Origin of the sequence: Pseudomonas sp. PDM22 (genome assembly GCF_014851965.1) — a bacterium.
Lineage (GTDB): Bacteria > Pseudomonadota > Gammaproteobacteria > Pseudomonadales > Pseudomonadaceae > Pseudomonas.
The window spans coordinates 472,221-496,705 of sequence record NZ_JACVAR010000004.1 but is presented as its reverse complement, the minus strand read 5'-3'; the positions used below and the strand labels follow the sequence as shown (position 1 = coordinate 496,705).

19 protein-coding genes and 1 riboswitch are annotated in these 24,485 nt (G+C 66.8%); of the genes, 8 read left to right on the top strand and 11 right to left on the bottom strand.

Annotated elements, in window-relative coordinates:
• Positions 1-56 precede the first annotated feature (56 nt).
• Positions 57-1,937 (bottom strand): phosphomethylpyrimidine synthase ThiC, encoded by a 1,881-nt coding sequence (gene thiC, locus IB255_RS17185; RefSeq protein WP_081515502.1) that lies wholly within the window; start codon positions 1,935-1,937, stop codon positions 57-59.
• A gap of 113 nt (positions 1,938-2,050) precedes the next feature.
• A riboswitch (TPP riboswitch) is annotated at positions 2,051-2,158 on the bottom strand.
• Positions 2,159-2,330: 172 nt separating this feature from the next.
• On the opposite strand from thiC, the gene IB255_RS17180 reads away from it, so the two are divergent.
• Positions 2,331-3,785, top strand: coding sequence for a TolC family outer membrane protein (locus IB255_RS17180; protein WP_081515501.1), 1,455 nt, complete (start codon positions 2,331-2,333; stop codon positions 3,783-3,785).
• Positions 3,786-3,882: 97 nt separating this feature from the next.
• Here IB255_RS17180 and IB255_RS17175 read toward each other — a convergent pair whose 3' ends face one another.
• Together IB255_RS17175 and IB255_RS17170 are read right to left on the bottom strand one after the other, a co-directional pair.
• Positions 3,883-4,677: a class II aldolase/adducin family protein gene (locus tag IB255_RS17175; RefSeq protein WP_081515500.1), complete on the bottom strand. Its 795-nt coding sequence runs from the start codon at positions 4,675-4,677 to the stop codon at positions 3,883-3,885.
• A gap of 65 nt (positions 4,678-4,742) precedes the next feature.
• Positions 4,743-5,816 (bottom strand): ABC transporter substrate-binding protein, encoded by a 1,074-nt coding sequence (locus tag IB255_RS17170; protein ID WP_081515499.1) that lies wholly within the window; start codon positions 5,814-5,816, stop codon positions 4,743-4,745.
• A gap of 349 nt (positions 5,817-6,165) precedes the next feature.
• Here IB255_RS17170 and IB255_RS17165 point away from each other — a divergent pair, with 349 nt between their 5' ends.
• The 3 genes from IB255_RS17165 to IB255_RS17155 all read left to right on the top strand — a co-directional run bounded on the left by IB255_RS17165 (position 6,166) and on the right by IB255_RS17155 (position 9,251).
• Positions 6,166-6,516, top strand: a complete 351-nt coding sequence (locus IB255_RS17165) for a cupin domain-containing protein (RefSeq protein ID WP_081515498.1) — start codon at positions 6,166-6,168, stop codon at positions 6,514-6,516.
• An 83-nt stretch (positions 6,517-6,599) separates the two neighbouring features.
• Entirely contained in the window at positions 6,600-8,549 is a 1,950-nt protein-coding gene (locus tag IB255_RS17160; protein WP_081515497.1) for an FAD-dependent oxidoreductase, read from the top strand.
• Between the two features lie 108 nt (positions 8,550-8,657).
• Positions 8,658-9,251, top strand: a complete 594-nt coding sequence (locus IB255_RS17155) for a helix-turn-helix domain-containing protein (RefSeq protein ID WP_081515496.1) — start codon at positions 8,658-8,660, stop codon at positions 9,249-9,251.
• A gap of 332 nt (positions 9,252-9,583) precedes the next feature.
• On the opposite strand, the gene waaA is transcribed toward IB255_RS17155, so the two are convergent.
• Both waaA and IB255_RS17145 read right to left on the bottom strand, forming a co-directional pair.
• Positions 9,584-10,855 carry a lipid IV(A) 3-deoxy-D-manno-octulosonic acid transferase gene (waaA, locus tag IB255_RS17150; RefSeq protein ID WP_192210612.1) on the bottom strand — a complete coding sequence of 424 codons (1,272 nt, stop codon included), beginning with the start codon at positions 10,853-10,855 and terminating at the stop codon, positions 9,584-9,586.
• 127 nt (positions 10,856-10,982) lie between these two features.
• On the bottom strand, positions 10,983-11,867 hold the full coding sequence (locus IB255_RS17145; protein WP_081515494.1) for a LysR family transcriptional regulator: 885 nt from the start codon (positions 11,865-11,867) through the stop codon (positions 10,983-10,985).
• A gap of 135 nt (positions 11,868-12,002) precedes the next feature.
• Between IB255_RS17145 and IB255_RS17140 the strand changes: the two genes are divergently transcribed.
• The 4 genes from IB255_RS17140 (at position 12,003) to IB255_RS17125 (ending at position 15,749) form a co-directional block, all read left to right on the top strand.
• Complete coding sequence (locus IB255_RS17140) at positions 12,003-12,335, top strand: DMT family transporter (protein ID WP_081515493.1); 333 nt, start codon at positions 12,003-12,005, stop codon at positions 12,333-12,335.
• A 185-nt stretch (positions 12,336-12,520) separates the two neighbouring features.
• Positions 12,521-13,696, top strand: a complete 1,176-nt coding sequence (locus IB255_RS17135; RefSeq protein WP_081515492.1) for an NAD(P)/FAD-dependent oxidoreductase — start codon at positions 12,521-12,523, stop codon at positions 13,694-13,696.
• Complete coding sequence (locus IB255_RS17130; RefSeq protein WP_081515491.1) at positions 13,693-14,496, top strand: aldo/keto reductase; 804 nt, start codon at positions 13,693-13,695, stop codon at positions 14,494-14,496. The genes IB255_RS17135 and IB255_RS17130 overlap by 4 nt, the downstream gene beginning before the upstream one ends.
• 341 nt (positions 14,497-14,837) lie before the next feature.
• A complete protein-coding gene (locus IB255_RS17125) occupies positions 14,838-15,749 on the top strand; it encodes a metal ABC transporter ATPase (protein ID WP_081515490.1) in 912 nt (303 codons plus the stop codon).
• 279 nt (positions 15,750-16,028) lie between these two features.
• On the opposite strand, the gene IB255_RS17120 is transcribed toward IB255_RS17125, so the two are convergent.
• From IB255_RS17120 to msbA, 6 genes are all read right to left on the bottom strand, one after another.
• On the bottom strand, positions 16,029-17,234 hold the full coding sequence (locus tag IB255_RS17120) for an acyl-CoA dehydrogenase family protein (protein ID WP_081515489.1): 1,206 nt from the start codon (positions 17,232-17,234) through the stop codon (positions 16,029-16,031).
• A gap of 10 nt (positions 17,235-17,244) precedes the next feature.
• A complete protein-coding gene (locus IB255_RS17115) occupies positions 17,245-18,528 on the bottom strand; it encodes an acyl-CoA dehydrogenase family protein (protein WP_081515488.1) in 1,284 nt (427 codons plus the stop codon).
• 198 nt (positions 18,529-18,726) lie between these two features.
• A complete protein-coding gene (gene hldE, locus IB255_RS17110) occupies positions 18,727-20,151 on the bottom strand; it encodes a bifunctional D-glycero-beta-D-manno-heptose-7-phosphate kinase/D-glycero-beta-D-manno-heptose 1-phosphate adenylyltransferase HldE (RefSeq protein WP_081515487.1) in 1,425 nt (474 codons plus the stop codon).
• A gap of 87 nt (positions 20,152-20,238) precedes the next feature.
• Positions 20,239-21,651 carry a PIG-L deacetylase family protein gene (locus IB255_RS17105; protein ID WP_081515486.1) on the bottom strand — a complete coding sequence of 471 codons (1,413 nt, stop codon included), beginning with the start codon at positions 21,649-21,651 and terminating at the stop codon, positions 20,239-20,241.
• A 38-nt stretch (positions 21,652-21,689) separates the two neighbouring features.
• Positions 21,690-22,586 carry a GNAT family N-acetyltransferase gene (locus IB255_RS17100; protein ID WP_081515485.1) on the bottom strand — a complete coding sequence of 299 codons (897 nt, stop codon included), beginning with the start codon at positions 22,584-22,586 and terminating at the stop codon, positions 21,690-21,692.
• A gap of 22 nt (positions 22,587-22,608) precedes the next feature.
• Entirely contained in the window at positions 22,609-24,441 is a 1,833-nt protein-coding gene (msbA, locus tag IB255_RS17095) for a lipid A export permease/ATP-binding protein MsbA (protein ID WP_081515484.1), read from the bottom strand.
• Between the last annotated feature and the right edge of the window lie 44 nt (positions 24,442-24,485).

Genomic DNA, 24,485 nt, shown 5'->3' with positions numbered 1-24,485 from the left:
CTTGTTCTTGGGATGGAGCGAAAACGCCCGGCTCCGCGAAGAGCCGGGCGCGGGTGTCACACCTGCTTGTAGATCACCGAGCCTTCGTCCTTGAAGCGTGCGGCCTGTTCCTGGAAGCCGGCCTCGATGGCTTTCTGCTCATCGGTGAGGCCGTTTTCCTTGGCGTAGTCGCGGACTTCCTGGGTGATCTTCATGGAGCAGAACTTCGGCCCGCACATGGAGCAGAAGTGCGCCACCTTGGCCGAGTCCTTGGGCAGGGTCTCGTCGTGGAAGGCGCGGGCAGTGTCCGGGTCCAGGCCGAGGTTGAACTGGTCCTCCCAGCGGAACTCGAAGCGCGCCTTGGACAGCGCGTTGTCGCGGATCTGCGCGCCCGGATGGCCCTTGGCAAGGTCCGCGGCGTGCGCGGCGATCTTGTAGGTGATGATGCCGGTCTTCACGTCATCCTTGTTCGGCAGGCCCAGGTGCTCCTTGGGCGTGACGTAGCAGAGCATGGCGCAGCCGAACCAGCCGATCATCGCCGCACCGATGCCCGAGGTGATGTGGTCGTAGCCCGGCGCGATGTCGGTGGTCAGCGGGCCGAGGGTGTAGAACGGCGCCTCGTCGCAGCACTCCAGCTGCTTGTCCATGTTCTCCTTGATCAGGTGCATCGGCACGTGGCCGGGGCCCTCGATCAGCACCTGGACGTCATGCTTCCAGGCGATGCGGGTCAGCTCGCCCAAGGTCTCCAGCTCGCCGAACTGCGCGGCGTCGTTGGCATCGGCCACCGAGCCCGGACGCAGGCCGTCGCCCAGCGAGAAGCTGACGTCGTAGGCCTTCATGATCTGGCAGATTTCCTCGAAGTGGGTGTAGAGGAAATTCTCCTGGTGATGGGCCAGGCACCACTTGGCCATGATCGAGCCGCCACGGGAGACGATGCCGGTGACGCGCTTGGCGGTCAGCGGCACGTAGCGCAGCAGCACGCCGGCGTGAATGGTGAAATAGTCCACGCCCTGCTCGGCCTGTTCGATCAGGGTGTCACGGAATATTTCCCAGGTCAGGTCCTCGGCGACGCCGTTGACCTTCTCCAGCGCCTGGTAGATCGGCACGGTGCCGATGGGTACCGGGCTGTTGCGCAGGATCCACTCGCGGGTCTCGTGGATGTGCTTGCCGGTGGACAGGTCCATCACCGTGTCGGCGCCCCAGCGGATACCCCAGGTGAGCTTCTCCACTTCTTCCTCGATGGAGGAACCCAGCGCGCTGTTGCCGATGTTGCCGTTGATCTTCACCAGGAAGTTGCGGCCGATGATCATCGGTTCCAGTTCGATGTGGTTGATGTTCGCCGGAATGATCGCGCGGCCACGGGCCACTTCCTCGCGGACGAACTCGGGGGTGATTTCCTTGGGAATGCTCGCCCCGAAGCTCTGCCCCGGATGCTGGGCGTCCAGCAGGCCGGCGGCGCGGGCTTCCTGCAGCTTCATGTTCTCGCGGATGGCGATGTATTCCATCTCCGGCGTGATGATGCCCTGGCGCGCGTAGTGCATCTGCGTGACGTTGCCGCCGGCCTTGGCGCGGCGCGGGGTGCGCACGTGGGCGAAGCGCAGGGCGTCGAGGCTGGCATCGGCCAGGCGCGACTGGCCGAACTCGGAGGTCAGGCCGGGAAGGATTTCAGTGTCGCCGCGCTCGTCGATCCAGCGCGAGCGCACATCCGGCAGGCCCTTGCGCAGGTCGATGCGTACGTCCGGGTCGGTGTAGGGACCGGAGGTGTCGTAGACCATCACCGGGGCGTTCTTCTCGCCACCGAAGGCGGTCGGAGTGTCGGCGAGGGAGATTTCCCGCACCGGGACGCGGATGTCCGGGCGCGAGCCGGTCAGGTAGACCTTCTTCGAATTCGGAAAGGGCTGGGTCGACTGGCGGTCCAGCTGTTCAAGGCGGGTGACGTTGTTTTTCTGGGTGCTCATCCTGGCTCTCCTGGGGTTGATTGCCGGGGGAGAACCTGGGACGAGAGGAGCTGCTAGCTGCAGCGAAGGGACGCATCCCGGAGAGGGCTGGGGCCGGGGCGGAATGCGCCGCGGGATGCGTACTTCTTGTTCCCTACGCGGGTGCTAACCCGATCAGGTTCAACGGGATCCGGAACTATCCGATCTCAGCCCCTCGCAATGGGGCACCCCGACAAGAACGCCCGCAGTCTAATCAAGTGCGCACGGATAAGCCAACGCCGCCCGGCCGAAAACGCGCGATTGCCTACACGCGGCTACACTCCTGCCTCGGAAGGCTCGTACGAACGTGCCTTGACCGCCACCGGCGGCGACCGTAGCCTTGCCCCACCTCGCATCACTTTCCAGGATGAACGAATGCTGCGCAGACTCTCTCTGGCTGTCGCTGTAGCCGCAACGACAGGCTTTGCCTGGGCTGCACAGCCCGCTCCGGCCGCTCCCTCGCTGCCCACCAAGACGGACCTGATCAACGTCTACAAGGATGCCGTCGACAACAACGCCGATCTCGCCGCCGCCCAGGCCGACTACCTGGCGCGCAAGGAAGCCGTGCCCCAGGCACGCTCCGGCCTGCTGCCACAGATCAATGCCGGCGCCAGCACGGGCAGCACCCGCACTTCGCTGGACACCCCCAGCGCTACGCTGAACCGCAACACCCAGCTGGTCCAGGCGAGCCTGAGCCAGCCGCTGTTCCGCGCGGACCGCTGGTTCCAGCTCAAGGCCGCGGAAAACACCACCGAACAGGCCCAGCTGGAATTCTCCGCGACCCAGCAGCAACTGATCCTGCAGACCGCCCAGACCTACTTCGGCGTACTCCGCGCCCAGGACAACCTGGCCGCCAGCAAGGCCGAGGAAGCGGCGTTCAAGCGCCAGCTCGACCAGTCCAACGAACGCTTCGACGTCGGCCTCTCCGACAAGACCGACGTGCTCGAATCCCAGGCCAGCTACGACACTGCCCGGGCCAACCGCCTGGTGGCCGAGCAGCAGGTGGATGACGCCTTCCAGGCCTTGGTGACCCTGACCAACCGCGAGTACAGCTCCATCGAGGGCATCCTCCACTCGCTGCCGGTCGTCGCGCCGATCCCCAACGATGCCAAGGCCTGGGTGGACACCTCGGTCCAGCAGAACCTGCGCCTGCAGGCCAGCAACTACGCGGTCGACGCCGCCGAAGAGACCCTGCGCCAGCGCAAGGCCGGCCACCTGCCGACCGTGGACGCCGTGGCCCAGTACCAGAAGGGCGACAACGATGCCCTGGGCTTCTCCAACTCCGGTTTGCCGGGTGAGCCGCACTACGGCAAGTATGTCGACCAGAGCAGCATCGGCCTGCAGCTCAACGTGCCGATCTACAGCGGCGGCCTGACCAGCTCCCAGGTCCGCGAGGCCTACCAGCGCCTGAACCAGAGCGAACAGCTGCGCGAAAGCCAGCGCCGCCAGGTGGTTCAGGACGCCCGCAACCAGCACCGCGCGGTGAACACCGACGTGGAGCAGGTAAAGGCGCGTCGCCAGGCGATCATCTCCAACCAGAGCTCGCTGGAAGCCACCGAGATCGGTTACCAGGTCGGTACCCGCAACATCGTCGACGTACTGGACGCCCAGCGTTCGCTGTACAACTCGGTGCGCGACTACAACAACACCCGCTACGACTACATCCTCGACAACCTGAGCCTCAAGCAGACCGCCGGCACCCTCGCGCCGAGCGACCTGGAGGCACTGGGGGCATACCTGAAGCCGGACTACAACCCGGACAAGGACTTCCTCCCGCCGGACCTGGCCAAGGCCGCCGAGGCGCAACTCAAGGCTGGCGCGAAGTACTGACCCAGCCCCAAGAAAAAGCCCCGCATCGCGGGGCTTTTTCTTGCCGGACAATCGCCCTGGCATTGATCGCAGAAGCGGACTGAAACGACGGCGCCGGTCAGTCGCGATACCCCGGCGACACCCGGTCCAGCATGCGCAGCAATGCCGACCACGCCAGGTCGTAACCATCCGGGTCGCTCAACTCCCCTTCCGCCAGCGGCCGCGCCGGGGCGTTGAATTGCTGCTCGGTGTGACGGCACACCTCCTCCGGCGGGATCACCAGCTCACCGCCCGCCTGGGCCGCCAGCTGGATGTCGCAGGCTTTCTCCAGGTAGTACATGCGCAGGAACGCCTGCTGCACCGTCTGCCCTACGGTCAGCAGGCCGTGGTTGCGCAGCATCAGGCCGTAGTGGTCGCCCAGGTCGCGCACCAGGCGCTCCTGCTCGTCCATCGACAAGGCGATGCCCTCGTAGTCGTGGTAGCCGAGGCGTCCGTAGAACTCCAGGGATATCTGGTTCAGCGGCAGCAAACCGCAGGCCTGTGCCGCCACCGCGCAGCCGGCGCGGGTGTGGGTATGCAGCACGCACTGCGCGTCTTCGCGGGCGCCGTGGATGGCGCTGTGGATCACGAAGCCGGCCGGGTTGACCTTGTATGGCGACGGCTCCACCGCATGGCCGGACAGGTCGATCTTCACCAGGCTGGAGGCGGTGATCTCGTCGAACATCAGGCCATAGGGGTTGATCAGGAAATGGTGTTCGGGACCGGGGATGCGCACCGAGATGTGGGTGAAGATCAGGTCGGTCATGCGGTAGTGCGCGATCAGGCGGTAGCAGGCCGCCAGCTCCTCACGCAGTGTCCATTCTTCGGGCGAACAGGTGGCGCGGCTCGGGGCCGGCGCCTGCAGCGACGTCATGGTGCTCTCCTCCTCAAGGCAAAAGGCGCCGGGGCGATTGCCCCGGCGTCACGGTCACGATCTGGTCATTGCGCGGCCCAGGCGTTGAAGCGTTCTTCCAGCTCCTCGCCGTGGTCAACCCAGAACTCGTCGTCCATCGCCAGGCCCACGGGCAGGTTCTGCTTCGAGGTCGGCACCCAGCCAGCGAGGTCGGCCGGCAGGCGTTCGGCGGCCTGCGTGTTGGTCGGACCATACGCAATGTGCTTCACGTAGTCGACTTGCGCATCGGCGCCGTTGGCGAAGGCGATGAAGCGCTTGGCCGCATCGACGTGCGTGGAGCCCTTGATGATCGCCCAGTAGTCCATGCCGTACAGGCTGCCCGGCCAGACCAGTTGCAGGTTGCGTCCGGCCTTGAAGGCATCGGCGATACGCCCGGTGTAGGTGGTGGTCATCACCACATCACCGGCGGCCAGCCACTGCGGCGGTTGCGCGCCAGCCTCCCACCACTGCACGTAGGGCTTGATCTGGTCGAGCCTGGCGAAGGCACGGTCGACGCCGGCCTTGGTGCCCAGTTCCTTGTAGACGTCCGCGGGCTTCACGCCGTCGGCCATCAGGGCGAACTCCAGGTTGTAGATGGCACGCTTGCGCAGGCCGCGCTTGCCGGGGAATTTCTTCACGTCCCAGAAATCCGCCCAGGACTGCGGCGCCGGCTTGAGCTTGTCGGCGTCGTAGGCGATGGCCACGCCCCAGACCAGCGCAGCGGAACCACAGTCCTTCGCGGCATTGGAAATCAGCTGGTCCTTGCCGCCGATCTGCTGCCAGTCCAGCGGCACGAACAGGCCTTCGTCGCAGCCCCGGGCCAGGTCCGGCCCTTCGATCTGCACCACATCCCAGTCGGCATGGCCGGTGTCGGCCATCACCTTGATGCGCGCCATCTCGCCGTTGTACTCGGTCTGGGTCACGCCGACCCCGGACTGCTTGCTGAAGGGCTGGAAGAAGGCTGCGTCCTGGGCCTTCTGGCCGGCGCCGCCGTAGCCCACTATCACCATGTTCTCGGCGGCCTGGGCGGCGCCGCAGCAGAGCCCGAGTGCAAGCAGCAGCGGCGAGACGGCGGTCTTGAGGAAGGAGCGCTTGTGGCAGGTGTTGCGGTGGAAAGTCATCGAGCATACCCCCAGTCGTAGGTGGCAATGGGCGCAGCCGGGATGGCCGCGCACACGCTGGACGGGCGCGCCGAAACAACGTTGCAGGAAAGGCAGGGCAGTGAGAAATCGATTGCCAGCGGGTGGGCCCGCCATGCGAGGGGGGACCGTACGGGACGGTTCATGCGCCTCTCCTCTTGTAGTTGTTGTGGAGCACGTCGCGGTGACCCCGGAGGCGTCCGGGGCGAGATTGAAACTACCCAGTCACTTTTAAAAAAACAAGTTGATTTTTTACTGACGGTAAATTTCCATAGATACAACTTAAATAACACTTGCCTAGACAACATTGTCCGTTCGAGGAGAAGCCGCCGTGTCCCAGGTCCGTCACTTCCAGCAGTCCGCCCTGCAATTCCAACCCTACGGTGGGCAAGACATCGAACGCGCCGCCATCTGCCGGCTGATCGGCCCGGCGGACAGCGAAACCATGGGCGCGGGCCTGGCGCGTTTCGACGGCGTGTCCATCGAGTGGACGGTGCTCTACGACGAGCTGATCGTGGTGCTGGAAGGCAATTTCCGCCTGCGCCTGGCCGACCAGGTGATCGACGCCAAACCGGGCGACGTGATCTGGGTCCCCGAACGCACGCCGCTGGCCTACGAAGGCGAGAAAGCCTGCGTGTTCTACGCGCTCTATCCGGTTGACTGGCAGGCGCGCAACGCCTGAGCCCGCTCACCGGCCGCCCGACGCGGCCGGCGTTTCAACGCTGCCCCCCAAGCTGCACCACAACAAGAATCCGGAGTTGCCCGATGAGCCAGTTTCCCCACCTGTTCAGCCCGCTGCGCATCCGCGGCAAGGAGCTGAAGAACCGCATCATGTCCACCGGGCACGACACCTCGATGCCCACCGACAACCTGGTCAATGACCAGTTGGTGGCCTACCACACCGCCCGCGCCAAGGGCGGCGTCGGCCTGATCGTGCTGCAGGTCGCCGGCGTGCACGACAGCGCCCGCTACACCTCCCACGTGCTGATGGCCACCGATGACGAGTGCATTCCCGGCTACCGGCGCATCGCCGAGGCCTGTCACGCAGAAGGCACCGTCGTGCTGTCGCAGGTGTTCCACCCTGGCCGCGAGATCATGGAATCCAGCGACGGCCTGCTGGCCGTGGCCTACGCGCCGTCCGCCTCGCCCAACGAACGCTTCCGGGTGATGCCCCGCGAGCTGAGCCAGGCGATGATCGACGAGATCGTCCAGGGCTACGCCGACGCCGCTCGCCGCCTGCATGCCGCCGGCATCGACGGCGTGGAAGTGGTCGCCAGCCACGGCTACCTGCCGGCGCAGTTCCTCAACCCACGGGTGAACCGCCGCACCGACGGCTACAACGGCGACCTCGACGCACGCCTGCGCTTCACCCGCGAAGTGATCGCCGCCGTGCGCGCCGCCACCGACCCGGAGTTCATCATCGGCCTGCGCATCTCCGCCGACGAGCGCGACCCGGAAGGCCTCACCGAAGACGAATCGCTGCAGGGCGTGAAGGGCCTGCAGGACTCGCTGGACTACGTGCACATAGTCGCTGGCACCTCCGCCTCGCTGGGCGGTGCCATCCATATCGTTCCGCCGATGGCCGTCGAAGCGGCTTACCTGGCGAACGAAGCCGGCACCTTCAAGCGCAACCTGGAGATCCCGCTGTTCGTCACCGGGCGCATCAACCAGCCGCAGGAAGCCGAGCTGATCCTCGCCCGCGGCCAGGCCGACGTCTGCGGCATGACCCGCGCGCTGATCTGCGACCCGCAGATGCCGGGCAAGACCGAAAGCGGCCACGTCGAGGACGTGCGCGCCTGCATCGCCTGCAACCAGGCGTGCATCGGCCACTTCCACCGCGGCTACCCGATCTCCTGCATCCAGCACCCGGAAACCGGCCGCGAGCTGATCTACGCCGAACGCAAGATGGCCGCCCAGCGCAAGCGCGTGCTGGTGGTCGGCGGCGGGCCGGCCGGCATGAAGGCCGCCGCCGTCGCGGCACAGCGCGGCCATCAGGTCACCCTCTGCGAAGCCACCGGCCAGCTCGGCGGGCAGGTCAATCTCGCCCAGTTGCTGCCACGCCGGGCGGAGTTCGGCGGCGCCTCCACCAACCTGCAACGCGAGATGCAGTTGGCCGGCGTCGAAGTGCGCCGCAACACCCGCGTCGACCGTGCATTGGTCGAACAGGAACGCCCCGACGTGGTCATCGTCGCCACCGGCGCCACACCCTATCGCCCGCCCTACGAGGAAGCCGGCGAACTGCAGGTGGTGGACGCCTGGCAGGTACTGCGTGGCGAAGTGAAGCTGGGCCGATCGGTGCTGGTCACCGACTGGCGCGCCGACTGGATCGCTCCCGGCATCGCCGAGCGCCTGGTGCGCGACGGCCACCAGGTGCACCTGGCGGTGAACGGCACCCACGCCGGCGAAAGCCTGCCGCTCTACGTGCGCGACCACATGGCCGGCGAGCTGCACCGCCTGGGCATCACCATCACCCCTTATGCGCGCCTGTACGGCGTCGACGACAGCACCGTGTACCTGCAACACACCGCCAGCGGCGAGCCGATGCTGGTGGAAAACATCGACACCCTGGTGCTCTGCCAGGGCCACCAGCCGGTGGACGAACTGGCCGACGCAATCGCCGACCTCGCCGAGGTTCGCCGCATCGGCGACTGCCTGGCACCGCGCACGGCGGAGGAAGCCATCTACGAGGGGCTCAAGGCGGGGTGGGCGATTTAACAGCGGCGGCAAGCGGCAGGCTGAAGGCGGCAGGTGAGAGCAAGAGCCGCTTCAGCCTGCCGCCTTAAGCCTGTAGCCTGTAGCCTTTCTTTCCCGGACCCCCTTCGCATGAGCCGCAAAGCCCCGCAGGAAGCCCCCGCCAACGCCGAAGCGCAGTTCCTCGGCACCCGCATCCGCGGCCTGCGCAAGCGGCGCGGCATGACCCTGGCGGAGCTGGCCGAGCAGAGCGGGCTGACCGCCGGCTACATCAGCCAGCTGGAACGCAACCTGGCCTACCCATCGATCCCGGCGCTGTTCAACATCGCCCGCAGCCTGGGGGTGACCATCCAGTGGTTCTTCGCCAGCGAAGTGCAGGTCGACCCGGCCGACGCCGGCTACGTGGTACGGCGCAACGCCCGCACCAGCGTGCATTACGAAGACGGCATCGTCGACGAACTGCTCAGCCCGCAGCCCAGCCGCCAGCTGGAAATCCTCCACTCGAAGTTTCCGCCCGGCACCTACAGCCAGCAGAGCTACAGCCACGACGGCGAGGAAGCCGGCTACCTGCTCAGCGGCACCTTCGAGCTCTGGGTGGGCGAGCGGCATTTCGTGCTCAACGAAGGCGACAGCTTCAGCTATTCCAGCCAGGAGCCACACCGCTACGGCAACCCCGGCGAGGTGGATGCCGTGGTGCTCTGGGTGATTACGCCGCCGACTTTCTGAGGAAGATGGTTTTGGGACTTATGGCTTGTCCGGAGTGTTCTGGAAAATTATCTACAAAAGCGAATAGCTGCCCGACCTGTGGTTTTGTCCCGGCAAAAATTCGCTTCCGAAACTTTTTCCTGGCAATAGCTGCAGGAGCATTTGCTGGAGGCAGCGCATTTGGGTTCGATTCGGCGATGGGGAATTTGCTCATTGGAGCTGTTTACGCATCGTTGTTTATTGTCTGGTGCCTGTGCCTAGTTTGAGTGACTCCGAAAAGACTGCCCCTCTCCCTAACCCTCTCCCTTCAGGGAGAGGGTTAGGGAGAGGGAAATCCCCCGTGCCGAAGCCGATCAGCCCTTAATCAACCGCCCAAGCCCATCCAGCAACCGCCCCAGCGCCCCCTGGTTGGCCTTCATCACGCCCAATCCCGCTTCGGCCATGCGCTCAGCAGAGGCCGGCTCGTCCCACAGGGCGGCCACCGACACAGCCAGCGAAGGCGCATCGACCACTTCGCGCAGCGCGCCGACCTCACGCAATTGCGCGGCGATTTCCAGGAAGTTGAACAGGTGCGGGCCGGACAGCACCGGCTTGCCCAGCGCCGCCGGCTCCAGCAGGTTATGTCCGCCGTTGGGCACCAGGCTGCCGCCGACGAAGGCGACATCGGCCAGCGCATAGAGGAACAGCAGCTCGCCCATGGTGTCGCCCAGCAGCACCTGGGTGTCCGCCGTGACCTGCTCACCGGTGGAGCGGCGCAGGGTGCGCAAGCCTTCGCGGCTGCACAGCTCGAACATCGGGTTGAAGCGTTCCGGGTGACGCGGCACCAGGATCAGCAATGCGTCCGGGTGTTTCTCCAGCAGCTGGCGGTGCGCAGCGAGGATGATTTCGTCTTCCCCGGCATGGGTGCTGGCGGCAATCCAGACCGGCCGCTGCTGCGCCCGCCACTGGCCGCGCAGGTCACTGGCGCGCGCCAGCAGCTCGGGATCGATGGTCAGGTCGAACTTGATCGAACCGGTCACGCTCACGCAGTCCGGGCGCGCACCAAGCTGGCGGAAGCGTTCGGCTTCGGTCTCGGTCTGCACGGCGATCCAGCTCATCTCTTCCAGCATCGGCCGGGTCAGCCCGGCGAAGCGCGCATAACCGCGCGCCGAGCGCTCAGACAGCCGCGCATTGGCCAGAGCCACCGGAATGCCGCGCTTGGCGCACTGGTGGATATGGTTTGGCCACAGCTCGGTTTCCATGATCACGCCCAGCACCGGCTGCGCACGGTCGAGGAAGCGCGCCGCCGCCCAGGGCAAATCGTAGGGCAGGTAGCAGTGCTGCACCTGGTCGCCGAACAGCGCGCGGATGCGCTCGGAGCCGGTGGGCGTCATGCAGGTGACGGTGATCGGCAGGCCGGGGTGGCGCTGCATCAGCGCGCGGATCATCGGCGCAGCGGCGATGCTCTCGCCCACCGACACCGCATGCACCCAGATGCCGCCGGGCTTGAGCGCCGGCAGGCCGAGGGCGAAGCGCTCGCCGACGCGCTGGGCATAGGCCGGCGCCTTGCGCGAGCGCAGGAACAGGCGCAGCGCGACCAGCGGCAGGCCCAGGTGGAACAGCAGGGTATAGAGGGTCCGGTTCATGGCGGCGGAGAGTAGCAAATTCCCCTCATCCCCCGCCGCAGAATCCGTCAGAGCCGCGCCAGCGTTATCCGCCGAGCAAGAGCCGGCGGATAACCTGTCCCAGGTTATTGCCCCTACGAAAAGCTCTTCAGACCGGCGAAGCGAGGTGCTCGGCAAAGCACTCGCCCAACCACTGCGCCGCCGGCCCCAGCGGCTCGTCGCGGCGCCAGACCAGCTCCACCACCAGCGGTGGTGGCGTCCAGTCGCTGGCCAGTTCCACCAGCAGCGGCTGGTAAGCCGGGTACTGCGCCACGTGGGTCGGCAGCCAGGCCCAGCCGAGGTCGCGCATCAGCAGTTCGGCCATGGCGTAGAAGCTGTCGGCGCGCCAGACCAGCGGGCTGATCTGCTCGCCGCCGGGGTAGTGGCTGTCCTGCGGGGCCATCAGCAACTGGCGATGCCGCGCCAGCTCACGGCGGTCGGCGTAGTCCAGCCTGGCCAGCTCATGCCCGGCGCCGCACACGGTGACCATTTCGATGGTGCCCAGCCGCTGCCGCTCCAGTTGCTCGGGCATGCCCTCGTGGTGGAACAGCAGGCCGAGGTCGGCGCGGCGCTCCAGCAGCTTGCGCGCCACGTCGCCCTGGGCGCCGCTGGCCAGCTGCACCTCCAGGGTGGGGAATTCCTGCGCCAGCGCCTGCAGCCCGGAAAGCACCGGCTGGTAGGGCATCGCCTCATCCTGCGCGAGCCGCAGCAACGGCTCGGTGCCGCGCACCAGCGCCAGCGCCCGGCTTTCCAGGCGCTCGCACTGGCGCAGCACCTCACGGGCTTCATCCAGCAGCGCCCTGCCCTCGCCGGTCAGCACCGGCTGGCGGCCGCTGCTGCGTTCGAACAGGGTGACGCCCAGGTCGCTCTCCAGCAGCGCGATGGACGAACTCACCGCCGACTGCACACGCTGCAGCTGCCGCGCCGCCGCCGAGAAGGACGACTGATCGGCGACGCTGACGAAGAGTCGCAACTGGTCCAGGTTCCACTGCATCGCCGCCACCTATCTCCAATCCAGATAGGTAATGACTTTATCCCATCATCAGGGGGACTAGAATGCCCGGCAGATTCGAACGTCAGCTGCGTGTCGCTCATACCGAGCGGCGTGTCGTTCCGGGGAGCACCCACCATGCCCGGCTATCTCTACCTCGCCATCGCCATCGTCGCCGAAGTCATCGCCACCGCTTCGCTGAAATCAGTGAAGGGCTTCTCCACGCCCCTGCCGCTGGTGCTGGTGATCGTCGGCTACGCCATTTCCTTCTGGATGCTCACCCTGGTGGTGCGCAGCATTCCGGTCGGCATCGCCTACGCCATCTGGGCGGGCCTGGGCATCGTGCTGGTCAGCATCGCGGCGCTGGTGCTCTACCAGCAGAAGCTCGATACCGCCGCCCTGTTCGGCATGGGCCTGATCGTCAGCGGCGTGGTGGTGATCCAGCTGTTCTCCGGCAACGCCGGCCATTGAGCCCCTTGAAGAGCCCCTCTCCCCAGCCCTCTCCCTGAAGGGAGAGGGAGCCTACCGCGCCCCCTGCCACATTCAACTGCGACTCTATCGCCTCAGTCGGCTCCCGCTTGCAGCTTGTAGCCTGACGCTTGCAGCTGCTCTCAAGCGTTATACTGCGCGCTTCGTTTTTCCCTCGAGGCGCTTTCATGTCCGAATCCCTGAGCACCGACATCCTCATCGTCGGCGGCGGCATCGCCGGTCTCTGGCTCAATGCCCGCCTACGGCGCGCCGGCTTCTCCAGCGTACTGGTGGAGAACACTGCGCTGGGCGGCGTGCAGAGCATGCGCTCGCAGGGGATCATCCATGGCGGCACCAAGTACGCCCTGCACGGCGCGCTGACTGGCGCCTCCGAAGCCATCGCCGACATGCCGGCGCTATGGCGAGATTGCCTGGCCGGCACCGGCGAGGTAGACCTGCGCGGCGTGCGCCTGCTCTCCGACGCCCATTACCTGTGGTCGCCCGGCGGCCTGGCCGGCAACCTCACCAGCTTCTTCGCCAGCAAGGCAGTGCGCAGCCGCGTAGCCCAGGTGAAGGGCAGCGACCTGCCGCCAGCCCTGCAGGACAAGGCCTTCAAGGGCAAGGCCTACCGCCTCACCGAACTGGTGCTGGACGTACCCAGCCTGGTCGCCCGCCTCGCCGAACTGGCCGGTGACAGCCTGCTGGCCGGCGAACGCATCGAAGCCCTGCGCGACGGCGACAAGCTGGCAGGCCTGCGTGTGGACGGCCGCGAAATCCGTGCCCAGCGCGTGGTGCTCAGCGCCGGCGCCGGCAACGAGGCGCTGCTGCGCGAGCTGGGCCTGGAGCGCCCGGAGATGCAGCGTCGCCCGCTGCACATGGTGCTGGTCACCGCACCCACCCTGAAGCCGCTGTACGCCCACTGCCTCGGCGGCGGGCCAAAACCGCGCGTCACTGTCACCACCCACCCGCTGAGCAATGGCGACTGGGTCTGGTACCTGGGCGGCGACATTGCCGAAGCCGGCGGCGTGGCGCGCAACGAGGCCGAGCAGATCGCCGAGGCGCAGCGCGAGCTGCACAAGCTGGTGCCGTGGATCGACCTCTCCGCCGCTCGCTGGGCGACCCTGCGCGTGGACCGCGCCGAACCCTCGCAGAACAACCTGCTGCGCCCGGACAGCGCCTTCCTCGCCGAGGACGGCGCCCTGCTGGTGGGCTGGCCGACCAAGCTGGCCCTGGCGCCGAACTTCGCCGACCGCGTGCTGGAGTCGCTGGAGAAAAGCGGCATCCGCCCGCAGGCCAACGCCGCCCTGCCGGACCTGCCGCGCCCGGCCATGGCCCGCCCGGTATGGGAGGAACTGCTCGGATGAAGACCCTGCATCACCTGCATCGCCCGCTGGGCAGCACCGGCCTGAACGTCTCGCCACTGGGCCTGGGTACCGTGAAGCTCGGTCGCGACCAGGGCGTGAAGTACCCCGAAGGCTTCCGCATCCCCGATGACCGCGAGGCCGCCGACCTGATCGCACTGGCCCGCGAACTGGGCATCAACCTGATCGACACCGCGCCGGCCTATGGCCGCAGCGAAGAGCGCCTCGGCCCGCTGCTGCGCGGCCAGCGCCACCAGTGGGTGATCGTCAGCAAGACCGGCGAGGAATTCGTCGGCGGCCAGTCGCAGTTCGACTTCAGCGCCGCCCACACGCGCCGCTCGGTGGAACGCAGCCTGCAGCGTCTGGAGACCGACTACATTGACCTGGTGCTGGTGCATTCCGACGGCAATGACCTGGACATCCTGCGCGGCACCGAGGTCTACGCGACCCTTGAGCGCCTGAAGGACGAAGGGCTGATCCGCGGCTTCGGCTTCTCCGGCAAGACTGCCGACGGCGGCCTGCTGGCCCTGGAGCGCGGTGACTGCGCGATGGTCACCTACAACCTCAACGAGCAGGCGGAAAAGCCGGTGATCGACCACGCCCAGGCCCATGGCCACGGCATCCTGATCAAGAAGGCCCTGGCCAGCGGCCACGCCACCCTCGCCCCCGGCGTCGACCCGGTGCGCGCCAGCTTCGAACTGGTGCTGGGCCATCCCGGCGTCGCCAGCGCCATCGTCGGCACCATCAATCCACTGCATCTCGCGCACAACGTGGACATTGCCGCCGAGGTCCTCGACCGCTGATCGGCGGTCATGTGGATTACGCATTCCTGTGCCATGCTCCAACTCCCCCGGCGAAAACCGCGGGCACAGAAACTGTCGCCAACCAGCGATTCCCACGCAAAAGCCTCGGAATCACCAAGTCTTTCAGGGAAAAATCCGGAAATCCTTTGGATTTTCGATGACACCAGGAGCGGTGTCAGGCTGTCTAGGTTGTAGCGACCCCGTAATTGAACGATCGGCCGGACCGTCCCCAGCAGACGGTCAGCGTTCGCGTCGGCGTCGCCTGCCAGTTATCACTGGAAGAGGATGCGTCAGCGCAACCCGGCGCCCTGTACGACGCCCTGTACGAGAAGGAAGACCCTATGCCCCGTACGCTCGCCCGCAAGGACCCGACCGCCTTCAAGACCCTGCCGCTGCTGGTGGAAGCCAGCCCGGAAGGTCTCATCTACCAGACCCTCGGCAAGCCCCTGAACTTCGCCCAGGTCCTGGAAAAGCGCCGCCCCATCGAGATCAACGAGACCGAGCGCTTCGTCACTGAACTGGCCAACCTCGGCGTTTCGGTGCGCCTGACCCTGAACTACCAGGGACGCGACCACTGGATCCTGGTGCGCCAGCGCCGCCTGGACCGTGGTGACACGGTGCTCAAGCTGATTTCCGGCTACGTGCCGGCCCACGAATTGAACCTGCCGCTGCTCACCGCGATCCAGGAAGTCGCCGAGGAATGCCTGGTGGAAACCGCCGACGGCTGGCTGGGCGGGCGCTTCGGCGACACCTGGCTGCCGACGCCCTACGAGGGCATCCTGCGCTATCGCGAAACCAGCCACTTCTCCCTGACCCCGCTATCCGGCGCCTCGCGCCCGGTTCAGGCCGGTGCGCTGCGCTTGCTGGAGCGCCCGCAGGCCTATGTGCACCTGCCGACGGCCTCGCTGCAGTTGGTCTATGACCTGCGCATGGAGCTGCCCAAGGATGCCCGCGAGGTGAGCCTGTTCCACGTCGACGAGAAACTCGAAAGCGGCCCGCTGGTGGCGCGGCTGGACCGCCGTCGCCCGGACATCTACCTGCTGCCGCTGGAGCATGGGCAGCCGACCGGCGAGCTGCTTACCCTGAGCAAGGGCGAGCTGTGCAAGGCCAGCACTCGCGGCCTTTGGCTGTCGGAGAGTTTCGCCGAGCAGGATGGCTGGCTGGTGCGCGAGGAACGCATCCGCTTCCGCGAATGGATGGAGCAGTGGCCGCCCGCTGCCGGCAATGCCGGCAGCGGGCGGCGCACGGCCTGATTCCGCCGACATGATCACTCCGACCTGACGGCCGGTTCGCGGGCATGACCCGCTCCTACAGGAGAAGTCGCTTTTGTAGGAGCAACTGTCTGATTCAGGAAATAGTGTGCCTGGGTATTCCCTCACCCCAGCCCTCTCCCAGAGGGAGAGGGCGCTGTCCATACCGGCTGACGCCACGGTTTGATCCTGCACCGAACGGTCCCCTCTCCCCCTGGGAGAGGGTTAGGGTGAGGGCCGATCCGAGCGCAGAGATATCCAATGGCAGCGGTCGAAGACCGTTCACTTCAACTGACTGGAACTCTTGCCCAGCAGCCGCCGCGCCACGATCAGCAACTGGATCTGCTGGGTGCCCTCGAAGATGTCGAGGATCTTCGAATCCCGCGCCCACTTCTCCAGCAACTCCTCTTCCCCGTAGCCCAGCGCGCCGGCCAGCTCGACGCATTTCAGCGTCACCTCGTTGGCCACTCGCCCGGCCTTGGCCTTGGCGATGGAAGCCTCCCTGGAGTTGGGCAGGCGGTTGTCAGCCATCCAGGCGGCCTTCAGGGTCAACAGGCGTGCGGCCTCCCATTCTGCTTCCAGGCGATACAGCGTGGCCTCGGCGTGGCTGGCGCTGAGCAGCGGCTGGCGATAGTCGAAGCGGCAACCGGCCTTCTTCAGCAGCTCGCGGGTGCGATCCAGCGAGGCCTTGGCCACGCCGATGGCCATGGCAGCCACCAGCGGACGGGTGTTGTCGAAGGTTTCCATCACCCCGGCAAAACCTTTCTGCACGTCGATCTCGGCGTTACCCAGCAGGTTGGCGGCCGGCACCCGGCAGTCGCTGAAGCTGATGGACGCGGTGTCCGATGCCTTGATGCCGAGCTTCTTCTCCAGGCGGGTGACGGTCATGCCCGGCGTGCCCTTCTCCACCACGAAGGACTTGATCGCCGCGCGGCCGAGGCTCTTGTCCAGGGTCGCCCAGACCACCACCGCGTCGGCGCGGGCACCGGAAGTGACGAAGATCTTCTCGCCGTTGAGCAGGTAGTCATCACCATCGCGGGTGGCGGTGGTGCGGATCGCAGCCGAGTCCGAGCCGCAGCCCGGCTCGGTGATGGCCATGGCCGCCCAGGTCCCGGAGAAGCGCTTGAGCTGCTCCTCGTTGGCCACCGCAGCGATGGCGGCGTTGCCCAGCCCCTGACGCGGCATGGCCAGCAGCAGGCCGGTGTCGCCCCAGCACATCTCCATCACGCCCAGGCAGGCGGACAGGTTGCCGCCGTTCTTCACGCCCTCCTCCGCCCCGGCCTTGCGCTTGCTGGCCGAGGTGGCGCCGACGGCGTCCGGCGAGCCGGCGTTCATGCCGTCCAGCAGCGCGGCCAGCAGGTCCAGCTCCTTGGGGTAGGCGTGCTCGGCCTTGTCATACTTGCGTGAGATCGGTCGCAGATAGTTCTCTGCCACCTGGCGGGCCTGGTTCTGCAAGGTGCGGAATTTCTTCGGCGTCTCGAGGTACATGCAAAGCTCCTTACAGGTGCAGGCCGCCAGCCATCAGGCTGACGGCGCGCAGGTCGCGGTACCAGCGCTCGGCCGGGTGTTCCTGGGTGAAACCGTGGCCACCGAGCAGTTGCACCGCGTCGGTGCCGATCTTCATCGCCTTCTCGGCGCAGAGCAGCTTCGCGAGGTAAGCCTCGCGGTGGAACGCCTGACCACGCTCGGCCAGCGCGCAAGCGCGCCAGACCATCAGGCGCATGGCATCCAGCTCGACAGCGATGTCGGCGACCATGAAGGCCACGCCCTGGCGATGGCTGATCGGCTCACCGAAAGCCTCACGCTCGTTGCAGTAGGTGATCACGTAGTCCAGCGCCGCCTGCCCGGTACCCACGGCCAGCGCGCACCAGGCCAGCGCGGTGTGATCGAGGAAGGCCTGGTAGTCGAAGCGCTCCGCCGCCAGCCGCTGCTCGGCCGGGACCTTCACGCCCTTCAAGCGAACTCGCGCGGTGCCGGTGGCCTTCAGGCCCATGGCCGGTTCGGCACGCACTTCGACGCCCTTGGCGCGGGTGTCGATGAGGAACAGCGCCGGGCCGTCGCCGGCATCCGCCGCCACGATCAGCTTCTGCGCATCCACGCCGCGCACGACCAGGCATTTTTCGCCGGTCAGCGTGTAGCTCGAACCCCGCTTGCGCGCCTTGGTGGACAAGCGCAGCGGATCGGCCAGCAACTGCGGTTCGTTCACCGCGATGGCGATCAGCGGCGCGGCCTCTTCGCCAACGAACGCCGGCAGCCAGCGCGCCTGTTGTTGCGGCGAAGCCCAGCGGCGAATGCAGTTGGCCGCCGACAGCGGCACCAGCAGCGCAGCAGCCAGGCTCAGGTCGCCACGGGCAAGGGACTCGGCGATCAGCGCGTTGGTCACCACGGTGCGCTCGCCGGCCATGCCGCCGTGCACCTCGCTGACGCCGTAATGGGTCAGGCCCAGTTCCTGCGCCTGGGCAAGCAACTCCAGGCTCAGGCTGGCCTTGGCGTCGGCCTCATGGGCGGCCGGGCGCAGCACTTCGGCGGCGAAGCCTTCGAGCATCTCCACAAGCATCTGCTGCTCGTCGGACAGGGACAGGTCGAACAGCCCGTCCGGGTCAACCTTGCGTGGGGTCTTGGGCTGTTTGGCGGCACGCTCGCTGGCCAGCCGGAAACCGGTGCGGCTACCGCTGTAGAGGAGTCTTTCGAAGGGCTTGCGCAGCTTCAGTCGGTCCGGCCAGTCGGCCTGGGCGACACGGTTCAGCACGGCCAGGGCGCGGCCCTGCACGTCGGTGGTCATGGCATCTCGCTCCGCGGAGGGTGGATGCCCCGATCATGCGCTGCAAAATGCCGCAGGGACCATGACCGCTTTGCCGCCGGTGACTGGCAGAGCGGTCAAAGAAAAACCGGCCTGACGACCGGTTGGTGCACACCTGTAGGAGCGGGCCATGCCCGCGAACGCCGGCAAGGCCGGCGCCCCACGCAGTCGTGAAGGAGATCAGCCCTGGTGGCGAATCTTCTCGACGATGGCGGTGGTGGAGCTGTTCTCCACCAGACCCAGCACGCGCACTTCGCCGCCGTAGGCCTTGACGATGTCGGCACCGACCACCTGCTCGACGCCGTAGTCGCCGCCCTTCACCAGCACGTCCGGGCGGACTTCGGTGAGCAGGCGCTCGGGGGTGTCCTCGGCAAAGCTGACAACCCAATCTACGGCGCCGAGGCCCGCAAGCACGGCCATGCGACGGTCGACGCTGTTGATCGGGCGGCCCGGGCCTTTCAGGCGGGTCACCGAGGCGTCGTCGTTGGTGGCAACGATCAGGCGGTCGCCCTGCGCGCGCGCCTGCTCCAGGTAGGTCACGTGGCCGGCATGGAGGATGTCGAAGCAGCCATTGGTGAAGACGATCTTCTCGCCATGGGCGCGGGCGTCCTCGATGGCCAGCAGCAGTTGCTCGAGGCTCAGTACGCCACGCTCGGAGCCCTGCTCGCGCTGCACGGCGCGGCGCAGTTCCGGGGCGCTGATGGCGGCGGTGCCGAGCTTGCCGACGACGATACCGGCCGCGAGGTTGGCCAGGGCCACGGCCTGCGGCAGGTCTTCACCGGCGGCGATGGCGCCGGCCAGCGTGGAAATCACCGTGTCGCCGGCGCCAGTGACGTCGAATACTTCGCGGGCACGGGCCGGCAGGTGCAGGGCGCTGTGGCCCGGGCGCAGCAGGGTCATGCCGTGTTCGCCGCGGGTGACCAGCAGCGCGCCGAGCTCCAGCTCGGTCATCAGTTTCTGACCCTTGGCGACCAGATCGGCCTCATCCGTGCAGCGACCGACGATGGCTTCGAATTCGGAGAGGTTCGGAGTGATCAGGCTGGCGCCACGGTAGATGGCGAAATCCTTGCCCTTGGGATCGGCCAGCACCGGGATGCCGCGCTGGCGGGCAGCCTGGATCAGTTGCTGGTGGTTCTTCAGCGCACCCTTGCCGTAGTCGGAGAGCACCAGCACGCGAACCTGGTCCAGCAGCGCCTCGACGTCGGCGGACAGGGCCACGGCGTCGGTACGGAAGGCTTCCTCGAAGTCCACGCGCAGCAGTTGCTGGTGGCGGCTCATGACCCGCAGCTTGACGATGGTCGGCTGGCCGGCGATGCGCTGGAAGCGGGTGGTCACGCCCACTGCCTGCAGGCTGTCGCTCAGGCTGTCGGCCGCTTCGTCGACGCCGGTGACGCCGACCAGGAAAGCCGGGGCACCGAGGGCGGCAAGGTTCAGCGCGACGTTGGCGGCGCCGCCGGGGCGGTCCTCATGCTGCTCGACCCGCACCACGGGCACCGGCGCCTCGGGCGAGATGCGCGAGGTCGCGCCGTGCCAGTAGCGGTCGAGCATCACGTCGCCTACCACCAGCACGGGGGCCTGATCGAATCGGGGCATGGTCAATTTCATGGGAACTCCGCAGGTCGAAATCGCCGCGGATAATACCATAGCCGCCCAGTACGACTTGCGCCGAACACCGGGCGGTCACGGCAATGCCTAGGGGACTTTGCGAACCCAGAACAGCTCGTGGCGACGCACCGCCTTGCGGAAGAACTCGTCGTCGCCAGTGGCCGGCCACCGACGGCCGGCGAGCACGCGCTGGATCAGCCGGCGCAGGCGTTTCTTGCCAGTGAGCGGAGTCTGCAGGTCGTGCTGCAGGGCCAGGGCCTGGGCCTTGTCGATGCGGGTCGCGGCGTCCAGCACCGGGCTCCACAGCGGGTCGGCCGGCAATGCCTCGATACAAGGCGGCAGGGCAATGCCACCGTCGGCCGGGCCCATGGGCCAGCGGTCGTTGTCGTGCAGGTGGTTGGCGTAGAGCAGCAGCGTCTGCGGTTTCCAGCTGCTGCGCGAATTCGCCTCCAGCGTCGCCCAGGTGGCGTGAACGTGGTCGGCGTGGGGGTCCAGTTCCGGGTGCGCGGTGAGGATCACTTCCGGGCGGATGTGCTCGATCAGCGCGGTTAGGTCGGCCACCAGGTTGAGCCAGGTCGGTGCGCCGTCGCTGTCACCCGGCAACGCGAAGGGGTTGAAGCCGCGCACGCTGCGGATGTCGATCTCGCCGGACTCCCGCGAGCCGAACGCCTGGCTCGGCTCGGCGGCCATGGCCGGCAATTGCAGGCAGTAGTAGCCCAGTTGCACGCAGCGCTCGGCCGGCACGCCACCCCAGAGCGGTGCGGCAATGCTGTCCCAGGTGCGCAGGCGGCCCTTGAGCCGGGCAGCCTCGACCTTGCCCAGCCCGAGACGCTGGTAGTGTTCAGCCTCGATCTCGCCTTGCGTCAGGGTGACGATCCAGGCTTCCGGGCAACGGCTGTACTGGCCGAAGGCGGCCAGCTCGGCATCGTCCGCGTGGGGCGCGATGATCAGCAGGCGCTGCCGGGCGTAGTCCGGATTGTCGAAGGCGTGCAGCACGCCCTGCTGCGCCAGTCGGCAATGGCGGCTGCGGATGCGCAGATGCCCGGAACGCAGTGCTTCGCCCTGGCCGGAGAGGTTGATGTAGCGCTTGCCGCTGACGCCACGCTCGAAGTCCTGGCGATCGGGCTCGACGCCTTCGATCAGCACCTGCGGGTCGAGCCAGCGGCCGAGCAGCGAGGCTTTGACCTCGATCTCCAGCACCAGCGTCTCCTCGCCCGCCGGCAGCGCACCGGTGGCGACGTGCAGGCCGTGCGGGCCGAGGGATACCGGCAGGGCGATGGAGCCCTCGGGGAAGTCGTAGCGGTAGTCGTCGCGCGGCGAATAGAACAGGTGATCGGCGAACCACGCTTCATGGGCGACCCAGCCGAGCAACACGGCCAGCGGCACGCTCCACCAGGGCGCGAAGATGCCCAGCAGGATCAGCGCCAGCAGGGCGACGAGCAGGACCGCGCGCTTCTTGCGGCGGTGCTGTTTGAGCAGGTGCTGCTTGCGGGCGCTCATGGCGACTCTCCATCAAGCCCGCTGTCGCGGGCGGGGCGTCAGACCTGGAACACCGGCACGCGGTGGCACCAGCGGTCCTTGTACTCGCGGTCGGCGCGGCCGAAGGAATAGCGCAGCGGCTTGCCCAGCGCCTCGGCCTCGGCCCAGGCCTCTTGCGTATTGACGAAGCTGAGCACGCTACCGGGGCTGAACTCGCGGTTCTCCGGAGCGACGCCGCCGTTGATGTACTCGACGCTGACCCATTTGGGCGCTTCGACCCGGTAGAGAATCTGGATCGCCACCGGCTCGCCGTCCAGGCGCACCAGCGAACCCCGCATGAAGTCGCGCATCAGGCCGAAGACTTCGGCCAGCCGTGCCTTGCCCGGCACTTCGAACTCCCAGCGACGCTGGAACAGGTCGGCATAGATGCTCGCCTGCTCCTCGGAGCTCAGCTCGCTCATCGGCTGCAGCACGCCGCCCGCCTCTTCCAGCAGGCGCTGTTCGCGGCGCTGGTTGTAGCGGAATTTCTTCGAGAAGTCGGCCGGCGCGCGGTTCATCGCCAGTTGCTCGGGCTGCTCGCGGGCGTCGCTGACCTGCTCGCGGTTGAGCTCGGAGAGGTAGCGCACCTGATGGCGCAGCTCGATGCGCGCACCTTCGGCGATGGGCAGGATGATCTCGGCGTTGCCCAGGTCGAACAGCGCCTTCTTGCCCTCGCGCTTGAGCACATCCTTGGACAACGCCAGGTTGCGCCCCCAGGTTGGCACGGCGGCGCGCAGTTCATCGCCCTCGAACCAGCCCAGGTAACGCACCGGAATGCCGGCCAGATGGGCGAGACGCTCAACCACATCCGGATGGGTGGCGACGCTGCCGCCGAAGCGCTGCCAGGCGGCGGCATAGTCGGCCGCCGCGATGGGCGTCCAGCCGCGTTCGCGGAAGACTCGCAGACGGTTCAGCATGCCAGGGGATTCCGCACCTGCATCATACCGGCTGCTCGACGGGCGCTTCTTCGCTGCCACCGACCGGGTCGTCGGCGAACTGGCGGGCGTGCAGGCGGGCGTAGTAGCCGTTCTGGGCGATCAGCTGGTCGTGGGTGCCACGCTCGACGATGTGGCCCTGGTCCATCACCAGGATCAGGTCCGCCGCCTCGATGGTGCTCAGGCGGTGGGCGATGACCAGGGTGGTGCGGCCTTCCATGACCTTCTCCAGGGCGGCCTGGATGTGCCGCTCGGACTCGGTGTCCAGCGCCGAGGTGGCCTCGTCGAGGATCAGCACCGGAGCGTCCTTGAGCAGCGCGCGGGCAATCGCCAGGCGCTGGCGCTGGCCACCGGAAAGCATCACGCCGTTCTCGCCGACCTCGGTCTCGAAACCTTCGGGCAGGCGGTCGATGAACTCGCGGGCGAAGGCGTCGTCGGCAGCCTTCTCAACGGCCTCGCGCGGTTTGCTGGCGAGGTCGCCGTAGGCGATGTTGTTGAGCACGCTGTCGTTGAAGAGGTTGACCTGCTGGGTCACCAGCGCGATGTGCCGGCGCAGGTTGCTCAGTTTGTAGTCTTCGACATCGGTACCGTCGAGCAGGATCTGCCCGTCGCTGTGGTCGTAGAAGCGCGGGATCAGGTTGGCCAGGGTCGACTTGCCGCTGCCGGAGCGGCCGACCAGCGCCACCATCTGGCCTGGCTCGACGCTGAAGTTCAGATCGTTGAGGACCGTCTTCTGGGTGCCCGGGTAGGTGAAGCTGAGGTTCTTCACTTCGAGGCGGCCCTGTACGCGTTCACGCTCGACTGTGCCGTTGTCCACCTCGGGCTGCTCGTCGAGCTGCTCGAAGATGCTTTCCGCGCCGGCCACGCCCTTCTGGATGGTCGAGCTGACTTCGGACAGCTGGCGGATCGGCTTGGGCAGCAGGCCGGCCATGGAGATGTAGGCCACCAGGTCGCCTACGGTGGCATCGCCACGCAGCAGCAGCACGAGGTACAGCAGCACCGCCATGGCGCTGTAGATCACCAGTTGCAGCATCGGCGTGTAGATCGCCGAGGTCTTGTTCATGCGCAGGTTCTTGCTGGTGTTCTCGTTGGTCACGTGGCGGAAGCGTGCGCGCTCATAGGGCTCGCCGCCGAAGCTGCGAACCACGCGATAGCCCTGGATGGTCTCGGACGACACATGGGTCACATCGCCCATGGCGACCTGGATCTTCTTGCTCTGCTTGCGGAACTTGCGGCTGGCGGTCGTCACCATCACCGCGATGATCGGCAGGATCGCCAGCATCACCAGGGTCAGTTTCCAGTTCATCCACAGCAGCGAGAGGAACAGGAAAACCACGGTCATGCCTTCGCGGATCACCACCTTGATGGCGTCGGTGGCGGCGCCAGTGACCATGGTCACGTTGAAGGTGATGCGCGAGATCAGGTGGCCGGAGTTGTTGCTGTCGAAATAGCGGTTGGGCAGGGTCAGCAGGTTGTTGAACAACGCGATACGCAGGTCCTGCACCAACCCCAGGGAAACCTTGGCGATGAAGTAGTTGCCAAGGAAGGAGCCGACGCCTTGCCAGACGGCGATCAGCACCACCAGCAGCGGCACTGCGTAGAGCAGCGACAGGTCACGGAGCCAGGCCACGGAGGAGTTGGGGAACAGCTTGGCATCCGGATGGGCCAAGCCATCGACGAAATACTTGAGGATGCCCGCCAGCATCGGCTGGGTCGCGGCGAAGATCAGGAAGCCGATGATGCTGAGCAGGAACATCCCGATGTACGGACGCACATAGGACAGCAGTCGGAAGTAGATCTTCAGGCTCGAAGGAGCCTGGGGTTCTTTACCGGACATGTAGGAATCGCACGCTTAAAAGGTCGGCGATTATAACACAGCGC

What these genes read in the sequence shown, in the direction of transcription:
- thiC (WP_081515502.1), bottom strand. Translation starts at nt 1,937, where the DNA reads ATGAGCACCCAGAAAAACAACGTCACCCGCCTTGAACAGCTGGACCGC.
- IB255_RS17180 (WP_081515501.1), top strand. Translation starts at nt 2,331, where the DNA reads ATGCTGCGCAGACTCTCTCTGGCTGTCGCTGTAGCCGCAACGACAGGC.
- IB255_RS17175 (WP_081515500.1), bottom strand. Translation starts at nt 4,677, where the DNA reads ATGACGTCGCTGCAGGCGCCGGCCCCGAGCCGCGCCACCTGTTCGCCC.
- IB255_RS17170 (WP_081515499.1), bottom strand. Translation starts at nt 5,816, where the DNA reads ATGACTTTCCACCGCAACACCTGCCACAAGCGCTCCTTCCTCAAGACC.
- IB255_RS17160 (WP_081515497.1), top strand. Translation starts at nt 6,600, where the DNA reads ATGAGCCAGTTTCCCCACCTGTTCAGCCCGCTGCGCATCCGCGGCAAG.
- IB255_RS17155 (WP_081515496.1), top strand. Translation starts at nt 8,658, where the DNA reads ATGAGCCGCAAAGCCCCGCAGGAAGCCCCCGCCAACGCCGAAGCGCAG.
- waaA (WP_192210612.1), bottom strand. Translation starts at nt 10,855, where the DNA reads ATGAACCGGACCCTCTATACCCTGCTGTTCCACCTGGGCCTGCCGCTG.
- IB255_RS17145 (WP_081515494.1), bottom strand. Translation starts at nt 11,867, where the DNA reads ATGCAGTGGAACCTGGACCAGTTGCGACTCTTCGTCAGCGTCGCCGAT.
- IB255_RS17140 (WP_081515493.1), top strand. Translation starts at nt 12,003, where the DNA reads ATGCCCGGCTATCTCTACCTCGCCATCGCCATCGTCGCCGAAGTCATC.
- IB255_RS17135 (WP_081515492.1), top strand. Translation starts at nt 12,521, where the DNA reads ATGTCCGAATCCCTGAGCACCGACATCCTCATCGTCGGCGGCGGCATC.
- IB255_RS17130 (WP_081515491.1), top strand. Translation starts at nt 13,693, where the DNA reads ATGAAGACCCTGCATCACCTGCATCGCCCGCTGGGCAGCACCGGCCTG.
- IB255_RS17125 (WP_081515490.1), top strand. Translation starts at nt 14,838, where the DNA reads ATGCCCCGTACGCTCGCCCGCAAGGACCCGACCGCCTTCAAGACCCTG.
- IB255_RS17120 (WP_081515489.1), bottom strand. Translation starts at nt 17,234, where the DNA reads ATGTACCTCGAGACGCCGAAGAAATTCCGCACCTTGCAGAACCAGGCC.
- IB255_RS17115 (WP_081515488.1), bottom strand. Translation starts at nt 18,528, where the DNA reads ATGACCACCGACGTGCAGGGCCGCGCCCTGGCCGTGCTGAACCGTGTC.
- hldE (WP_081515487.1), bottom strand. Translation starts at nt 20,151, where the DNA reads ATGAAATTGACCATGCCCCGATTCGATCAGGCCCCCGTGCTGGTGGTA.
- IB255_RS17105 (WP_081515486.1), bottom strand. Translation starts at nt 21,651, where the DNA reads ATGAGCGCCCGCAAGCAGCACCTGCTCAAACAGCACCGCCGCAAGAAG.
- IB255_RS17100 (WP_081515485.1), bottom strand. Translation starts at nt 22,586, where the DNA reads ATGCTGAACCGTCTGCGAGTCTTCCGCGAACGCGGCTGGACGCCCATC.
- msbA (WP_081515484.1), bottom strand. Translation starts at nt 24,441, where the DNA reads ATGTCCGGTAAAGAACCCCAGGCTCCTTCGAGCCTGAAGATCTACTTC.